This window comes from Anabaena sp. FACHB-83, assembly GCF_014697485.1.
In the GTDB taxonomy this organism is placed as follows: Bacteria; Cyanobacteriota; Cyanobacteriia; order Cyanobacteriales; family Nostocaceae; genus Nostoc_B.
In genome coordinates, this window is record NZ_JACJRY010000015.1 from 64,896 (window position 1) to 82,703 (window position 17,808).

Annotated in this window: 15 protein-coding genes; 8 read left to right on the forward strand and 7 right to left on the reverse strand. The window is 42.2% G+C overall.

The genetic code is table 11. The features are described from left to right. Positions 1 to 45: 45 nt before the first annotated feature. Positions 46 to 1,023, reverse strand: a complete 978-nt coding sequence (locus H6G79_RS18645) for a DUF4437 domain-containing protein (RefSeq protein ID WP_190592781.1) — start codon at positions 1,021 to 1,023, stop codon at positions 46 to 48. Positions 1,024 to 1,081: 58 nt separating this feature from the next. Beyond that, a complete protein-coding gene (locus H6G79_RS18650; RefSeq protein ID WP_190592780.1) occupies positions 1,082 to 1,534 on the reverse strand; it encodes a hypothetical protein in 453 nt (150 codons plus the stop codon). Positions 1,535 to 1,679: 145 nt separating this feature from the next. Here H6G79_RS18650 and H6G79_RS18655 point away from each other — a divergent pair, with 145 nt between their 5' ends. Continuing rightward, entirely contained in the window at positions 1,680 to 2,078 is a 399-nt protein-coding gene (locus H6G79_RS18655) for a nuclear transport factor 2 family protein (RefSeq protein WP_190592779.1), read from the forward strand. A gap of 35 nt (positions 2,079 to 2,113) precedes the next feature. Here H6G79_RS18655 and H6G79_RS18660 read toward each other — a convergent pair whose 3' ends face one another. Continuing rightward, entirely contained in the window at positions 2,114 to 2,590 is a 477-nt protein-coding gene (locus H6G79_RS18660) for a hypothetical protein (RefSeq protein ID WP_190592778.1), read from the reverse strand. A gap of 239 nt (positions 2,591 to 2,829) precedes the next feature. On the opposite strand from H6G79_RS18660, the gene H6G79_RS18665 reads away from it, so the two are divergent. Both H6G79_RS18665 and H6G79_RS18670 read left to right on the forward strand, forming a co-directional pair. Beyond that, positions 2,830 to 3,858: a 1-acyl-sn-glycerol-3-phosphate acyltransferase gene (locus tag H6G79_RS18665; RefSeq protein WP_190592777.1), complete on the forward strand. Its 1,029-nt coding sequence runs from the start codon at positions 2,830 to 2,832 to the stop codon at positions 3,856 to 3,858. Positions 3,859 to 4,856: 998 nt separating this feature from the next. Then, positions 4,857 to 7,049 (forward strand): hypothetical protein, encoded by a 2,193-nt coding sequence (locus H6G79_RS18670; RefSeq protein WP_191049367.1) that lies wholly within the window; start codon positions 4,857 to 4,859, stop codon positions 7,047 to 7,049. A 78-nt stretch (positions 7,050 to 7,127) separates the two neighbouring features. On the opposite strand, the gene H6G79_RS18675 is transcribed toward H6G79_RS18670, so the two are convergent. From H6G79_RS18675 to H6G79_RS18690, 4 genes are all read right to left on the reverse strand, one after another. Next, positions 7,128 to 7,904: an ABC transporter ATP-binding protein gene (locus H6G79_RS18675; protein ID WP_190592775.1), complete on the reverse strand. Its 777-nt coding sequence runs from the start codon at positions 7,902 to 7,904 to the stop codon at positions 7,128 to 7,130. A gap of 70 nt (positions 7,905 to 7,974) precedes the next feature. Further along, complete coding sequence (locus H6G79_RS18680) at positions 7,975 to 8,991, reverse strand: iron ABC transporter permease (protein WP_190592774.1); 1,017 nt, start codon at positions 8,989 to 8,991, stop codon at positions 7,975 to 7,977. 313 nt (positions 8,992 to 9,304) lie between these two features. Beyond that, on the reverse strand, positions 9,305 to 10,327 hold the full coding sequence (locus tag H6G79_RS18685; RefSeq protein WP_190592773.1) for an NADP-dependent oxidoreductase: 1,023 nt from the start codon (positions 10,325 to 10,327) through the stop codon (positions 9,305 to 9,307). 3 nt (positions 10,328 to 10,330) lie between these two features. Continuing rightward, the gene (locus H6G79_RS18690) at positions 10,331 to 10,696 is read right to left on the reverse strand and encodes a VOC family protein (protein ID WP_190592772.1); all 366 of its coding nucleotides are present in this window, start codon (positions 10,694 to 10,696) and stop codon (positions 10,331 to 10,333) included. A 172-nt stretch (positions 10,697 to 10,868) separates the two neighbouring features. Here H6G79_RS18690 and H6G79_RS18695 point away from each other — a divergent pair, with 172 nt between their 5' ends. The 5 genes from H6G79_RS18695 (at position 10,869) to H6G79_RS18715 (ending at position 17,600) form a co-directional block, all read left to right on the forward strand. Continuing rightward, complete coding sequence (locus tag H6G79_RS18695; protein WP_190592771.1) at positions 10,869 to 11,624, forward strand: dienelactone hydrolase family protein; 756 nt, start codon at positions 10,869 to 10,871, stop codon at positions 11,622 to 11,624. Positions 11,625 to 11,944: 320 nt separating this feature from the next. After that, positions 11,945 to 13,081 carry an FMNH2-dependent alkanesulfonate monooxygenase gene (gene ssuD, locus H6G79_RS18700; protein ID WP_190592770.1) on the forward strand — a complete coding sequence of 379 codons (1,137 nt, stop codon included), beginning with the start codon at positions 11,945 to 11,947 and terminating at the stop codon, positions 13,079 to 13,081. Positions 13,082 to 13,125: 44 nt separating this feature from the next. Further along, positions 13,126 to 14,505 carry an LLM class flavin-dependent oxidoreductase gene (locus H6G79_RS18705; protein ID WP_190592769.1) on the forward strand — a complete coding sequence of 460 codons (1,380 nt, stop codon included), beginning with the start codon at positions 13,126 to 13,128 and terminating at the stop codon, positions 14,503 to 14,505. Between the two features lie 254 nt (positions 14,506 to 14,759). Beyond that, complete coding sequence (locus tag H6G79_RS18710; RefSeq protein WP_190592768.1) at positions 14,760 to 15,218, forward strand: hypothetical protein; 459 nt, start codon at positions 14,760 to 14,762, stop codon at positions 15,216 to 15,218. Positions 15,219 to 15,290: 72 nt separating this feature from the next. After that, a complete protein-coding gene (locus H6G79_RS18715; RefSeq protein WP_190592827.1) occupies positions 15,291 to 17,600 on the forward strand; it encodes a tetratricopeptide repeat protein in 2,310 nt (769 codons plus the stop codon). Positions 17,601 to 17,808 lie beyond the last annotated feature (208 nt).

A 17,808-nucleotide genomic window follows, 5' to 3' on the forward strand; every position in this document is an offset into this window, starting at 1 on the left:
AGATTGTTAATTTTAAATTTTAGACTTTTGCCTGTCATTGACTATTTACTTGTGCTGATTCAGTGCAGACTGAAGACGTGCATCGTCTTGCTGAGTAATATCTGGGTTATGCAGTATCCAATAACAATCTAAGCGATCGCTCGTCCGAAATAACAGTAGTGCGCCACTTTCTGTCCAGAATGGGCCGTGGGGAACATGGGCAGGTCGCCAATAATAACCATCTTTGCACATTGCTGCATAACGTCTATTAAATGGATCATCGCTCATCGACCAATGTCCTAGTACATCTCCACTGATGACATAAGCTTCTTCGGTAGTGGGATGACCTGCATAAAAGTTACCTTCTATCCACATTGGTACTAAGCCAAGAACCCAGGTGGCGCGTCCAGTTTTTTTGTTGGTATACAAACTTTTACGCGCTGAACCAGGCGGTAAGAAAGTTGTGCTTTCCCATTTCATGGCGTGGAGTTCTTGCAATGGTACATACTCAGCCATTCGTGGGTGCGTCTGCATATTCCCGTGGTATAAAGAAGTGGCGGGGATTTGCTCTAGGCTGGCATAATCTTCTGTAATATAAGTGGGGGTAGCATCTGGCATCCACAACAGAATTGTGTCTTCTTCGGTTTTCCAAGGGCCTGTAGGTATACCAGCCGGGATATATGAGTAGCTGAGATTGCGAAGTTTAAAACCTCCTTGGCAAAGTGTACCTGTCAGGACGAAAAGTTCTACATCTGTGGTGAAATGACCAATAGGTGCATTCCAACCTTGTTTGAGGATGACTCGTTGTGTAGATTCACCAGTACTGTCGTTGATGGATAAAATCTGAGTTGTACCATATTCAGCAGTGACAAAGTTTTTTACCTCAAACAACACTTGCGGGAAGTTAATCACTGAGTTGAGTGATGCTTCTGTTTCAACATGCTTGCGTCCTATCCAAGTTTGATTACTTGTGTCTTTCTCTGGAAGGTTCACATTTTGATGTTGTAAATATGAACTTTTATTATCTTCGTATGCTTGCACCATATTTATTTGCGACATCCATTGTATTGATGAGTTACAAAAGTTAGATTTAGTTAAAAAACTAATGACGAGTATAGGCACGTTCAAATTTAGTTTTTAATTGCTGTGCTGCAAAGGCTAAGATTATTGCTAATAAACCACCCACTACAGCTACAGGTTTAACCCAAGAGTTATCTGTAAGTATAGCTAAAGCTGCAAGTGCGATCGCTACTCCAATGAAAATTTGTTTGCTGAAGTTTGTTACCCGATAAACTTGATTGCAAGAACTACAAATTTGAGTATGTTGGGATAATCTATCCAAGGTCAGGGAATTTTCCTGTAGCTCATCGCTATGAAAGTTTTTCTCTGAGTCATAACCTTGATAAAATGGCAATCCTTGACCAAATTTATCTAACCACTTGCGATACTCCACTACTAATGTGTCGGAAGTTTTGAGTGGTAAATAAATTTCTTTGAGACTTTTTCCTAAACGCTCAATTTGTCTTTTTTGCTCGACAACAATGTTAATTAACATTTAGGAGAGGTATTAAAATATAAAAATTTTAATATCTCTCGCTAGAGAATGATGACTTTATACATCAAGTCTGAATAAGACGTTTTTATGTGAGATAACAAATATAGTTTAGAGTTAATGCTGAGTGTATAACTAGTTGAGAACAATGAAACAAGACCCTGCAAATACATTAAAAGTTGCTCACCAAGCATTTGAAAATTTTACATACGGTCTAGCGACAGGAGAATGGCAAAAGTTTCTCGATATGCTGACAGAAGATTTTACTTTATGGTTTCCGATGGGTAAGTTTCATGGTTTGAATGAGGGGAAAGAACGCGCCCAAGAGTTTTTTCAATATGTCTCAGAATCTTTTGGTTCGGGAATTACCTTAACTGCGGTTGACCGTGTTACGAGTAATGATCAAACAGTCGTTTTTGAGTTCCGTGACGAAGGTCTATTATTAGGACAACCTTACAAAAATCGTGTTGCTGTGTCTTTTGATGTGCGCGGCGATAAAATTTGTGCTTATCGAGAATATTTTGGCAGTGATGGGAAATCTTATTAATTAGTCAAGAGTTAATAACCTATATATAAATAGTGTTAATTGCGTTCTTTTAATTCTTGACATTTAGCCTCGGCGGCTTGATAAGCTGCTAAATATTCTTTACCTCCTAACATTACATCACCGTAGTATTCATAAGGTGTTGTGCCGTAAATTGGTAAGGGATCATCTTCGGGATAATCTTCTTTTGATTCTTCGATGATGGCTTTGAGTTGTTTAGCGTTTAAACTTTGTGCGGCAAAATACCAAAGTTCTTGGTTAGCTTTACTGATGTGGGGTAAGTTGGGGTCAATGATGCGTGTGATTGCATCTTCCCCAGAGGTATCATTTAATTCAATCCAACCATGTTCCACAGGGCGATATGGTTTACCAGCATACACTAAGAAACCTTGAACATAAATTGCCCCCTCTGTTGCTAATGCTGCTTTGTAAGCATTATCAAAAGTTTTATTTGCTTTACTTTTAATGCGTTTAGCAATTGCTAACGAAAAAGTTTCATCCAATACTTTATTCATTTACAGAGGAAATTTCAGTGCGTACTTACATTATTGTATCACTGGCGTAGACTGGATTGAATTAATTTAAATATCAGGCGATCGCTCTTTGTCTTCACAAAAATACTACTAACTACAAATATTGCTAAACTTCAGCCACAAATGTCAATTATTTTACATCTACAGCAGGATGTCTAGCTTAAATTTCAGAACTTAAAATACATACTTAAGTATACCGTTGTCTAATCCGCATAACCACCGTGATTAATCAACAATCCGAGAATGTCTTTCACCAAACGCTAGAAACATCTTCCGATAAAAGCTATAAATTTAGTTGCTTTGATTGGGTTTGTCTGTGGTATCCGCCAGGATGGTTAGTTTTGTTTAACCGTCACTGGCAACATTATCATAGTGACCCAGATGGTTGGAATTGGTTGGAGTATATATTATTTCTGATACCTGGCGGGTTTTATTTAGCACTAATAATTCGATGGTTGCGCTTGGGTTGTCGTCCTCCCAGAAAAGAAGTTGGAGAATTTAACCCCAAATATCAACAAGCTTTTCGGCAAGAAATTTTAGCCCCAATTGTGAAATATTATTTTCAGGGAGAACTGCAAAACATTGAGCATTTGCCGCCAACAGGGCCAATGATTGTGGCGATGAATCATGCGGGGATGTGTTTCCCTTGGGATTTTCTGACTTTGGGTTATTTATTGAGTGAAACACGGGGATGGGTAGTGCAACCATTAGCCAATGTCTCTTTATTTGAACATCCTTGGATGATTTGGTGGCTACCATCCCAATGGTCGCAGGTATTAGGTGCAGTGCGAGCAGAAATTCATGACTTCGAGACAGCGATCGCAGATGGTAGAATTTTACTGTATGCACCAGAAGGCATACGCGGGCCTGGTAAAGGTTGGCAGAAACGCTATCAACTGCAAAAATTCGATATCAGCTTTATTCAGTTGAGCGATCGTTATCAAATTCCGATTATGCCAGTAATTTGCATCGGTAGCGAATCTTTACACCCTTGGACTGTTAATAGTAAAAAGTTACAACGCATCATCAAACTACCATTTTTACCCATATCACCATTAATGTTTATCTTGCTATTATTTCCCTCAATGGGAGTTTGGGCAATGAAAACACGCTTACAATACTTTATTCAACCCTTAGAACAGCAGATTCATACAAGTAAAGACCGTGCTGATATTTATCAAAAAGCTCAACTATTGAGAAATAAATTGCAAACTCAAGTTACTCGAATGTTGAATAATGTAAACTCGTAGAAATACTCAAATTACTTCTCAAGCTTATCTAAGTATAATTTGGGAGTCAAAAGTCAGAATTCAAGATGACTTTTGACAAAGTTATGGATGAATCAGTTCTGCAATACCAAACTCAATTTTAAATTAGCAGTCTACAAATAAGTGCGATGCTTGGCCACAGGCTCTTATTCTGATTTCTTCCTTTATTCTTCAACAAGAATATTGCCTAAAATGTTGAATATATCTGCATAAATTAGAAACCATTGAAAGGGTAAATGTAACTGAAATTTATTGTTAAATCTAATTCCTAGCTTCATAGTATAGGACTGATATTTGATTTGGGAAAAAAATCAGTACACTCAGATCAGTCTTCTTTCCTACTCCCGACTCCCCATTCCCTATTCCCTACCTACACAAATAAATTCAGAAATCAAACCGGATTCCTATAGTTCTTGTTGATTTACCTTAGAAGTCAGAATTGTAAATCATCAATAAATCCGCAATCCCATAGATTAAAAGTTTGCCAATTTGTCTTGATGTAGCAATTTTTTTTGAACATTTGGGTATAAACACTGCATATATATATAAATACATAAAAAATCTTCTTTTCATTCCTGAAATTAAAGTTCTGATAAAAAATAAAGAAACTTATAGACTCTTAGGAACTTGCTGTGCCAAGTTATATCTATCAATCACTGAGAAGAACAATTCAGAGATTGACTTTAGGTGCATCTTCCATTGAACTCGCTAGCAAGTAGAAATTGCTGTTAGATAACTCAGTGAGCTAACCCAGGATTGAATACTGACTAATTTGCAGGAATCGATTAGCTTTCGCAAAGCAATTTATAGGCTTAGTGCGTAATGGCTTCAAAATCTACTTTTGAAGGAGAGTTTCTGCGGCCAAGTGTTTTTATGAAACTTTTTAGATGCGAAAAGGAGAATTAAAAAAAGTGACACAAATGAAATCAAAAAAACTCATAGGTTACATAACCTGTGGCGTATCATCATTAGCAGTAGTCATGGCAGGACAAACGTCCCAAGCAAACGCAGCAGCCATGAGCTTCACAAGCACAAACTTTACAGGTAGTTCCCTACAAGCCAAATATACATTAGATGACAGCATAGCAGGAGCAGGGAAAGTTCAGTTTAAAGTAGAATTTATCACCGACTCAACCTATAAAAATATTGGAGACATTCGCGGAGTCTTCTTCGACATTAAAGACAACTACCTTCTATCAGGACTAAAAGTCACAGGATTAGGTGGAACAGACATCACAACAACAGCCTACAGTAACGCAGGACTACTAGAAAGCGTCGGTCAAGCGAATCTCAATGGAGATGGCAACACCCATAAATTTGATTTTGGGATCGAAATTGGCGAGAACGGTTTAAAAGGTGGAGCAGATGACTTCCGCACAGCCACCTTCGTCTTATCACACGATAAAGCAGCCTTAAGCCTGGATCAATTTTTTGGTCAAGAATTTGGCTTAAGAGCAACCAGTGTAGGAGTAGCAGACTCCAGTCGAGCAGGAAGTAGCAAACTAGCAGGGATAGCAACAAAAACATCCACACCATCACCAACACCAATACAAACACTCAAAGAGCAATACAACACATTAGTTGTTGAAGCAGACGAAGCAGAAGAAACCTCAAAAACAGCTAGATCAAATTACGAGAGATATCAGAGAGACGCAGACAGCAAAAAAACTGACTACGAGAGATATCAAAAAGACGCAGACAGCAAAAAAACTGACTACGAAAAATCTCAGAAAGACGCAGACGACGACAAAGCCGAATACGACAGATATCAAAAAGACGCAGACAGCAAAAAATCTGACTACGACAAGTCTCAAAAAGACGCAGACAGTAAAAAATCTGACTACGACAAAGCCCAGAAAGACGCAGACGACGATAAAGCTGAATACGACAGATATCAAAAAGACGCAGACAGCAAAAAATCTGACTACGACAAGTCTCAAAAAGACGCAGACAGCAAAAAATCTGACTACGACAAAGCCCAAAAAGACGCAGACAGCAAAAAATCTGACTACGACAAAGCCCAGAAAGACGCAGACAGCAAAAAAGCTGATTGTGACAAAGCCCAGAAAGAAGCTGACAGCAAAAAAGCAGCGTACGATATAGCCCTGAAAGAAGCCAACAAACCTAACATTTCAAACAAAGACAAAGAGAAAAAGCAAAAAGAAGCTGAGAACAAGAAAGCCGAATACGAACAAGCTCAGAAAGACGCAGACAGCAAAAAATCTGATTACGAAAAATCACAGAAAACAGCTGATAGTAAGAAAGCTGACTGTGACAAAGCTCAGAAAGACGCAGACAGCAAAAAATCTGATTACGAAAAATCACAGAAAACAGCTGATAGTAAGAAAGCTGACTGTGACAAAGCTCAGAAAGACGCTGATACAAAGAAAGCTAATTACGAGAAATCAAAGAAAACAGCTGAGACAAAGAAAGCTGACTGTGATAAAGCTCAGAAAGAAGCTCAAAGTAAGAAAGCTGACTGTGACAAGGCTCAGAAAGACGCTGATACAAAGAAAGCTAATTACGAGAAATCAAAGAAAACAGCTGAGACAAAGAAAGCTGATTGTGATAAAGCTCAGAAAGAAGCTCAGAGCAAGAAGGATGATTGTGACAAGGCTCAGAAAGAAGCTCAGAGCAAGAAGGATGATTGTGACAAGGCTCAGAAACATTCTGACAATAAAAAGTCTGAGGCTTACAACAAGAAAGTAGAGTGTGATAAGGCGGAGAAGGAGTCTGGTACACCCACACCAGCACCAGCACCAGCGCCAGCACCAGCACCAGTACCCGCACCTGCACCCGCGCCAGTACCAGCACCCGCGCCAGTACCTGCACCAGTACCTGCACCTGCACCCGCGCCAGTACCTGCACCTGCACCCGCGCCTGAACCAGCACCAGTACCAGCGCCTGCACCAGCACCAGTACCAGCGCCTGCACCCGCGCCTGAACCAGCACCCGCACCAGCACCCGCACCAGCGCCTGCACCCGTACCAGCACCCGCACCAGTACCCGCACCAGCGCCTGCACCATCTCCATCTCCCACAACTTACTATCAACCACCTGCTTCTCAGCCTCAGCCAAAGAAGGTACCTGAACCTAGTACATTAGCTGCGTTAGGCTTGTTTGGTCTCTGTACATTCAAACTGAAGAAAGTTAACAAGAAAAATGATGTGTAAGCTTCGGCAATACTTTTAAGCTTTCATCTTTAGCTATATATGGGTTGAGAGGTAACAAAAAACTTCTCGCCCATTTTTTTATACAGCAGAAATGGCACAAACTTGTAAACCAACTGGTGTTTGTATAATTACAGCGTCTACACCAAAAACTTGTGTGATCGCCTGGGGTGTTAACACTTCTTTCGGTGTACCAACTCCCCAAAGTTTTCCTTGTTTTAATAAGGCAATCCGAGAACTATAGCGTGCAGCTAAATTTAATTCATGTAACACTGTGACTATCGTTAATTCCTGTTGTTGATTTAAATCTTTTAACAATTCTAATAATTGCAGTTGATAATTTATATCTAAATAAGTAGTTGGTTCATCTAATAATAAAACTTTGGGTTCTTGTGCTAGTGCTAAAGCTAAAAAGGCGCGTTGTCTTTCACCACCAGAAAGTTGTTCGACTGGGCGATCGCACTTATTTTCTAATTGGGTTTTTTGAATTGCCAAATCAACTTTTTGCCAATCTTGGGCTGTTAATTCCCATTGCCACCAAGGTTGATGCGGTGTGCGTCCTAAGCTGACTAATTGCCGCACATTCAATCCTACTGGGACAGTTTGTTGTTGTGGTAATAATGCCAATTTCTGCGCTACTACATTCGGCGGTTGAGAATGAATTGCTTTACCATCCAGTAAGACAATTCCTTTTTGGGGTGTCAAAATTCGACTTAATAATTTGAGTAATGTTGACTTCCCAGAACCATTCGCACCAACTAAACTTAACCATTCTCCGGTTTGCAAGGTGAGGTTAATATCTTGAACAATTGGTTCTGCGGTGTAACCACCAGTGAGATTTTGTAATTCTAGAGGCATTTTATATTAGGTGATAGGTTAGAGGTTAGAGGTTACAGATTTAACAGCTTGTCTATTCTGAATTCTGCTTTTACGATTTGCCTAATCCAGAAGAACGACGATATAGCAACCAAATAAATAAAGGTGAACCTAATAAAGCAGTCACAGAACCTACTGGTAATTCGACTGCACCTAGTCTAGAGAGTAAATCTGCAAAGGTGAGTAACCATGCACCCGCCAGTGCTGACAGTGGTAAAACAAAACGGTGGTCTGTACCCACTAGCAAGCGGACTCCATGCGGTACTATCAAACCCACAAAGCCAATCAAACCACTAATGCTAACTGCACCTGCGGCGAGTAAAGTTGCAACACCACCAATTAATAAACGCGATCGCGTTAATGATACTCCCAAACCCACAGCCAAATCATCACCCAAAGCCAGCACATTCACAGACCGCGCCAGCAACCATCCACATAGCAGCGCCACCATAATATAAGGCCCTGCTGTCGTAATTTCTTTCCATCCCCTAGCATTCAAGCTACCCACCAACCAACTCAACGCCACTTGAATGCGACCATCTTCAGCAAGTAATAATAATGTACTCTGCACCGCACCCAATAAAGAACTGACCGCGACCCCTCCCAAAATCAGCCGTTCAATGGAAATTCCTGAACCAGCGCGACCCAAAAAAATCACTATGGCTGAGGTCAAAATTGCACCCAGCCACGCCGCAAAGGGAATAGCAATGGGGAAAAATTGCAAAGTGATCATCACAATCACAATCAATCCTGCACCTGCGGAAATCCCTAAAATAAAAGGGTCAGCTAGGCTGTTGCGTAACATTCCTTGCAGTAGTGCGCCAGACATTCCCAAAGCTGCACCCACAATCATCGCAGCCACAATTCGCGGTAGCCGTAAATCCCAGATAATAGTTTGATTGGTGGGGTCGCCTTGATGCAAAATCGCCTCCCACAATTGCGAAAAACTCAAGGGGACTGCACCTTGAGACAGTGACAGCACTAGAGTCATGATTAGTGCTGTACTGATGAGTAACACAGCCCAGAATATGCGGTTTTTGGTAACAGCAGCTGATAAAGGAATTTTCATTAATAGACTTTAGGGACTTCCAATTAAAAAATATCCCATCATCTGGAGATAGGGAAGACGTGGGAGACAAGGGGGACAAGGTAGACAAGGTGACAAGGTAGATAAGAGAGAAAAAGCTAGTGAATTAAGACTTACGCATAAAGGTTGTGTATTGAGAATATGTGTAAGGTTTTGAACTTCAAACTCTTGATTTTTTGTCCTATTACGTAAGCACTCAGAATGTTATTACCTAAATCCTCCACTATCTTCCTTGTCCCCCTCATCTCCCTTGTCTTCCTTGTCCTCCTCATCTCCCCTATCTCCCTCGTCCTCCCTAAATTACCGTTGGGTCTTCACTGACTTTCACAACCAGCTTGCCAAAATTTTCACCCCGCAATAAGCCAATAAAAGCACGGGGCGCGTTTTCTAAACCAACTACCACATCTTCTTTATATTTCAGTTGACCAGATTTTAACCAACCAGCCACATCACTCACAAATTCATTGGTGCGATGTTGGTAGTCACGCACTAAAAAACCTTTGATTAACGCACGTTTGATTAACAAAGGTCTTAAGTTTGGCCCAGGAGGCGTGGATGTGGCGTTATATTCGGAAATCAAGCCGACTAAGGGAATCCGCGCCCCTAAGTTGATTTGCTGCAACACTGTTTCTAATATCACCCCAGCCGTATTGTCAAAATAAATGTCAATACCATTAGGCGCTGCGGCTTTTAATGCTGCATCAAGTTCTTGGGTTTTGCGATTAATCCCCACATCAAAGCCTAGTTCTTTGACTAGATAATCTCGCTTGTCATCACTGCCAACAATACCAATCACTCGACAGCCTTTGATTTTGGCAATTTGACCTGCAACTGCACCCACAGCCCCAGAAGCAGCAGAAATCACTACTGTTTCGCCTGCTTGGGGTTGACCAATATCTAACAGCGCCGCGTAAGCAGTTAGTCCAGGCATACCCAACACACCCAAACTATAAGATAAAGGTGCTTGGCTGGGATCAAGTTTCCGCAATGTCTCGCCTTTGGCTACTGCATAAGTTTGCCAACCATTACCACTCAGAACAAAATCCCCGGCTTGAAATTGCGGATGATTTGATTGAATGACTTGGCTAACTGTACCACCCACAATGACTGAGTTTAATTGTACATTTGCTGCATAAGACTCTCCCGCACTAATTAACCCACGCATATAAGGGTCTAGAGATAAATAAATTGTGCGGCTGAGAACTTCGCCTTCGCCGGGTTCCGAAATTGGCGCTTCGACTAAGGCAAAATCACTTGCTTTTGGTTCACCAACAGGGCGACTTTTGAGCAAGATTTGTTTGTTAATTAAATCAGACATGAGTTATTCCTTGCTAAATTCGGCAATTTCTATTCTGTTTCCACCAGGATCACGGATAAAAAAGCGATTAAATCCCGGAATTGGTGTTCCTGGCAGAATTTCCACATCATAGGCTTTTAAATGTTCGGCGAACCCATGCAAATCATTGACTCGAAAACAAACATGTCGTCTAGATGTTTGATTATGGGTGTTTTCTTCTGGACTTACATGAATTTCTGTATTCCCCAACAAATACCACCCTCCAGAATTACTGGCTTCAGGTGGGTTAATTTCGCTTAATCCCAAAACTTGACTGTAAAAAAACAGTATCGCCTCCTCAACTTCTCGCTGATAGGTTACTTGTATATGATGAACTGCCTCAAGTCGCATCTCCATTCTCCTGTTGATATAAATGTCACTGGGTTGAGAAAAAATACTTGCTATTCAACAATGTTTGTGGAATACTACTCTTAAAGTACGATAAATCGGTAAAGATTTAGTAGTATTTTTAGATAAACCATAAAAATCCTGTCCTCAAAGGAATTGTGGACTAATTCTTAAGATGACAAACCCAGGAATTCGGATTAATCGAGTTAAAGTCCCCAACGGAGATTTACAGATTGACGCTTATTTAGCGGAACCTGTCAAAGAAGGGAAATTTCCCGCCGTGATTGTGATTCAGGAAATCTTTGGAGTCAACATCCACATTCGGGAAGTTGCAGAAAGACTAGCGAATGAGGGGTATGTAGCGATCGCACCAGCATTGTTTCAACGAACTGCGCCTGGTTTTGATGCTGGTTATACCCCTGATGATATTCAGCGTGGACGCGCGGCCAAGGATCAGACAAAAGCCGAAGAGATACTGAGTGATATTCAAGCAGCGATCGCTTACTTGAGAACTCTACCAAATGTCAAAGGAGATGCGATCGGTTCTATTGGTTTCTGTTTTGGGGGTCATGTTGTTTATCTAGCAGCCACCTTACCAGATATCAAAGCCACAGCTTCCTTTTACGGTGGGGGAATTCCTAATTCTACGCCCGGTGGTGGAGAGCCGACAATTACCCGTACCTCAGAGATTAAAAACCCAATTTACGCCTTCTTTGGTACAGAAGATAAAGGTATTCCTTTAGAACAAACCGAACAAGTAGAAGCGGAATTACAAAAACACCGCATTCCCCATCATATTTTCCGCTATTCTGGTGCAGAACATGGCTTTTTCTGCAATCATCGCGCCAGCTATAATGCCGAAGCTGCGGCTGATGCTTGGAAGCAAGTTTTAGAACTATTTCAGAAAAATTTACAATTGCAGCCAGTTTAAACCTGAATTGCCTATTAAACATAACTCCTCCCTACCGCATAAATAACCTCTGCCATAAATTCACTGACTTGGTGATTGGTAATTAATTATTAGTTCCCAATTGCCAGTCTTTACTTGTGTAGATGTTTACCAATTTACGAACCCAAGAACGAAAAATAATTTTTGGGCAATTTATTAAGTCAGTGAAAACTGACTTCAATTTGTCGTGTCTAGCTTTTTTCCGAAACTTAAAAAAACAAACATTGATGTGAAAGCAGCAACGCTAACTACCGAACAATATGCAGCGATAACACCAAAAACTATTAGCCAGAGATAAGATTATGGAAATATTTTGGTATTTACCGACCCAAGGCGATGAACGATATTTAGGGACAAAAATTGGTAGACGACAAGCCAATTATCCTTATATGCAGCAAATCGCCCAAGCTGTGGATAAATTAGGCTACGGTGGAATGTTAATTGGGACGGGACAAAAGCAGGATACTTGGATTGTCGCTGCTTCTTTGATTCCGGTTACACAACGCTTACGGTTTTTGGTGGCGTTTCGTCCAGCCATTATGTCACCTTCCCTAGCGGTGAGAATGGCGGCTACCTTTGACCAACTTTCTAACGGTCGGATTATTTTAAACGTGGTGACTGGTGGTGACTCGAAAGAATTAGCCAAAGATGGAGTTTTCTTAGACCATGACCAGCGTTATGAATTGACTGATGAATTTTTAACAATTTGGCGATCGCTTATGCAAGGTGATGACGTAACCTTCAAAGGTCGCCACCTGCAAGTTGAGGGTGCTAAATTACAATTCCCCCCAGTCCAAAAGCCTTACCCGACTTTATATTTTGGCGGTTCTTCTGATGCGGCTTTGCAAGTTGCAGCCAAACACATCGATGTTTATTTAACTTGGGGCGAACCACCAAACCAAGTTGCCCAAAAAATTGCTAAAGTCCGCCAATTAGCAGCAGAACAAGGTAGAACAGTCCGTTTTGGCATTCGGATGCACGTTATTGTCCGGGAAACCACCCAAAAAGCTTGGGATGCAGCCAACGAACTAATCAAATATCTCGATGATGACACAATTGCAGCTGCTCACAAACGCTTTGTCCAGTCAGAATCAGCAGGACAACGGCGGATGGCGCAGCTAAATAACGGTAGTCGCCACAACTTAGAAATTAGCCCGAATTTATGGTCTGGTGTCGGGTTAGTCCGGGGTGGTGCGGGTACAGCCTTAGTCGGAGATCCAGACACAGTAGCCGCCAGAATCCAGGAATATGCTGATTTGGGGATTGATACCTTTGTATTTTCCGGCTACCCCCACTTAGAAGAAGCTTATCGCGTCGCTGAGTTACTTTTCCCTCGCTTACCACTGCAAACTTCGCAAATCGCCATACCACAGCAGTTACCAACACCCTTTAACGAGTTTGTCACCAAGACAGATTTACTCAAACCCCAGCCTGTTTAGTTGCAGGCGATCGCATTTATGTTTCTACCATAAGGATAAAAGTAATGAGTACGCCAAAAAAACAAATCAAACTGGGTGCATTTTTATCCAGCAGTGGGCATCACCTAGCCTCATGGCGGCATCCAAATGCTCAGGCTGACGGTGGTTTGAATATTCAGCATTTTAAACGCCTTGCTCAGACCGCAGAACGGGGCAAATTTGATATGATTTTCTTTGCTGATGGAGTATCTGTGCGCGATCGCGGTCAAAGTACAGAAGTTTTAAGCCGGAATGGGAAACTTGTCCATTTTGAACCACTTACCCTGCTTTCAGCCTTGTCTGTAGTCACAGAACGCATTGGGTTAACCGCGACAGTCTCCACCACCTACAACGAACCTTATCACCTCGCCCGAAAGTTTGCTTCTCTCGACTATCTTAGTGGTGGTCGTGCTGGTTGGAATCTCGTCACCTCCGCCACCGAATCAGAAGCATTGAACTTCAATCGGGAACAGCACATGGAACATACCTTGCGCTACGAACGCGCCCGTGAGTTTGTTGATGTTGTTACCAAACTTTGGGACAGTTGGGAAGACGATGCTTTCTTGCAAGATAAAGAATCAGGTATTTACTTCGACCCAGATAAACTACACGTTCCCAACCACAAAGGCGAACATTTTGCGGTGCGCGGCCCGTTGAATGTCGCGCGTCCCATCCAAGGATATCCAGTCATTATTCAAGCGGGTTCCTCAGAAGATGGTAAAAATCTTGCCGCCCAAACCGCAGAAGTCATCTTCACTGCCCAACAAACCCTAGAAGAAGCCCAAGCCTTCTATACTGACGTGAAAGGCAGACTCGCCCAATATGGACGTTCCCCGGAACATCTGAAAATTATGCCCGGTGTATTCCCCGTCATTGGTAGAACTGAACAAGAAGCCAAGGATAAATTCGAGCAAATTCAAGAGTTAATTGATCCCGTGGTTGGCTTGAATTTGTTGGGAGGAATGATTGGTGGATTTGATTTATCAGCCTACCCATTAGATGGGCCATTACCAGAATTGCCAGAGACAAACGGTGGTAAAAGTCGTCAAAAACTGTTGACAGACCTCGCTCGCAGAGAAAATTTAACAATTCGACAACTGTATTTATCAATAGCTGGCGCACGCGGACATCGGCAAATTCTCGGCACACCAGAACAAATTGCTGACCAATTAGAAGATTGGTTTATTCATGGTGGGGCTGATGGATTTAATATTATGCCGCCTTGGCTACCGGGAGGCTTAGATGAATTTGTAGATTTGGTCATCCCCGAATTGCAACGCCGGGGACTATTCCGCACTGAGTACGAAGGCTGGACACTGCGTGAACATCTTGAGTTACCTCGTCCAGTTAACCAGTTTAGTCAAACGCAAGTTAATTCTCAAACTGTAGCAGTTGCTTCTGTTTGATCAATCTCTTAATTTCTCAAGCAGAGGGGTATACAGATGTATGCCCCTCTATCTTTAATTAGATTACATTCTTTACGCAATGTGCGACTTTATCTCAAACCTAACCCCCAACCCCTTCCTTACAAGGGAAGGGGAGTAAGAATTAAAGCCTCTCTCCGTTGCGGGGAGAGGTTTGGAGAGGGGTTTAAAAAATAAGTCGCACATCTGTTATGCTCAGGAAAATAAGTATAATCTCGGAATATTATTGTTAAGTTATGGAACCAGTAACCTTAACAGCCGTAGGAACTGCGATCGCTACTATAGTTTTAACTAAGGCTTTAGAAAAAACAGGCGAAAAGCTGGGGGAAGCAGCATTAGAAAAAAGTAACGAGTTAATCGCCAAGCTACGCCAGAAAAATAAGCTGCCCTTGTTAGCCAATACGTCACAGGAAGACACACAGCAGGCGTTAGATTATGGTCAAGCTGTGTTGGAGTTGAAAGCCGCAGCTGATACAGATACCGAAATTGCTCAATCAGTGCGGGAAGTGGAAGCCACAATCAATCAAGATCAGTCCCAGACTGCTGAGGAAATTCAAAAATTAGCCGCAGAAATTCAAGCGCAGCCAGCAATTGTTAATAACTTTGCCAAGTTAGCAGAAAGTATCCAAGCTGAAAAAGGGTCAATGGTTGCCCAACAAATCACAATTAATAATCCGCAAAACACATTCAACTGACTACAGTCGCCCGGACAGGAATGGGTAAAGTCAAATCCTGAAATACCGCAAAATTTACCCCTGAGTGGGGTGGTGAAATTTGTCGGACGTGATGAAGAACTGCAAGAACTCCATGAACTTTTGCAGAAAAATAATCAAGTAGCCATTGCGGCTATTTTGGGAATGGGTGGACTGGGTAAAACAGAACTCGCCTTGCAATATGCCATGACTCAGCGCGAAAACTACCAAGGTGGACTGTGCTGGTTACAGGCGAAAGTGGAGGATGTGGGGGTTCAAGTGGTGCGGTTTGCCAGAACTCAGCTTGATTTAAAGCCACCAGAAGAATTTGATTTACCTGCACAAGTACAATACTGCTGGCGGAATTGGCGTGAGGGTAATGTGCTGCTGGTGGTGGATGATGTTACAGATTACCAGCAAATCAGACCTTACCTACAGGGCGCATCTTCCCGATTTAAAGTGTTGATGACTACGCGCAAAAAGTTGGGTGCAGCCATCAAGCAATTATCTTTAGATGTATTACAACCAGATGCAGCGTTGGAGTTGTTACGGTCTTTGCTGGCAGAAACACCAGGGCGAATTGAGAGAGAATTAGATGTAGCAAAACAGTTGTGCGAATGGCTGGGGTTTTTGCCTTTGGGTTTAGAGTTGGTGGGGCGATATTTGGCGAAAAAACAAGATTTATCCCTATCGAAAATGATGGGGCGATTAAAGGAAAAGCGACTAGAACAACCTGCAACTGTCAACCCAGAAGCCGATATGACAGCACAATTGGGAGTGCAAGCCGCCTTTGAGTTGAGTTGGCAGGAATTAGCAGAGGATGATAAGTTATTAGGCTGTGTACTCAGTTTATTTGCAGCCGCCCCCATACCCTGGAAATTAGTAGAACAGTGCTTAACAGAAAAAGATGAGGATGAGTTAGAGGAAATTCGGGATGATAAATTATTGAATCTGCATCTACTCCAGCGCAAAGGTGAGGGAATCTATCAACTACATCCCCTACTGCGGGAATTTTTCCAATCTAAGTTTACAAGTTTAGAGCAGGTAGAGGAATTTAAGCGATCGTTTTGTCAGGTAATGGTAGCAGTTGCTAAACAAATTCCTGAGACTCCTACCCTTAAAGAAATTAACACTGTTTCCCTTGCCACACCACACATAGCTGAAGTAGCAAACAATCTCATTCAATACGTCAGTGATGAAGATATAATTTCGCCTTTCGTCGGCTTGGGTAGCTTCTATGAAGGACAAGGGTTATATACCCAAGCCGAACCTTGGTATCAACAGTGTTTATCAATAGTACAAAACCGCTTGGGAGAAAATCATCCCGATTTTGCCACCAGCCTCAACAACTTAGCATTACTCTACCATTCCCAAGGAAAGTACGACCAAGCCGAACCCCTCTATCTCCAAGCTTTAGAACTCTATAAACGCCTGCTGGGAGACAATCATCCCCATGTCGCCGATAGCCTCAACAACTTGGCATTACTCTACCATTCCCAAGGAAAGTACGACCAAGCCGAACCCCTGTATCTCCAAGCTTTAGAACTCAGACAACGCCTGCTGGGAGACAATCATCTTGATGTCGCCCAAAGCCTCAACAACTTGGCATTACTCTACAAATCCCAAGGAAAGTACGACCAAGCAGAACCCCTGTATCTCCAAGCTTTAGAACTTAGACAACGCCTACTGGGAGACAATAATCCCCATGTCGCCACTAGCCTCCACAACTTGGCCGTACTCTACAAATCCCAAGGAAAGTACGACGAAGCCGAACCCTTGCTCCTCCAAGCTTTAGAACTCAATAAACGCCTGCTGGGAGACAATCATCCCCATTTCGCCATCAGCCTCAACAACTTGGCCGTACTCTACAAATCCCAAGGAAAGTACGACGAAGCCGAACCCTTGCTCCTCCAAGCTTTAGAACTCAGACAACGCCTGCTGGGAGACAATAATCCCCATGTCGCCACTAGCCTCCACAACTTGGCCGTACTCTACAAATCCCAAGGAAAGTACGACCAAGCCGAACCCCTGTGTCTCCAAGCTTTAGAACTCAATAAACGCCTGCTAGGAGACAATCATCCCCATGTCGCCACTAGCCTCAACAGCTTGGCAGGACTCTACAATGACCAAGGAAAGTATGACCAAGCCGAACCCCTGTATCTCCAAGCTTTAAAACTCTGTAAACGCCTGCTGGGAGACAATCATCCCCATTTCGCCATCAGCCTCAACAACTTGGCATCACTCTACGAATCCCAAGGAAAGTACAAGCAAGCCGAACCCCTGTATCTCCAAGCTTTGAATATTTTCGAGCAAAGTTTAGGAGGGAATCATCCTCATACTGTGAGAGTGCATGAGACTTTAGCAAATTTGCGCGATTATCTCTAATGAGAACACGAAAATTTACCTTCCCAACCTCATCACTCTAGCTTTTATCTCCAAGTTTCCTGTTTTGAACACAAAGTTTCATGTTCTGAACTCGAACTTTTGTGCTGCAAACGAGAATGTTCCTGTTTTCAACTAAAGTATTCTTGTTTCCAGTGAGAACGTTCTTGTTCTAAACGAGAATGTTTCTGTTTCAAACGAGAACTTTCCT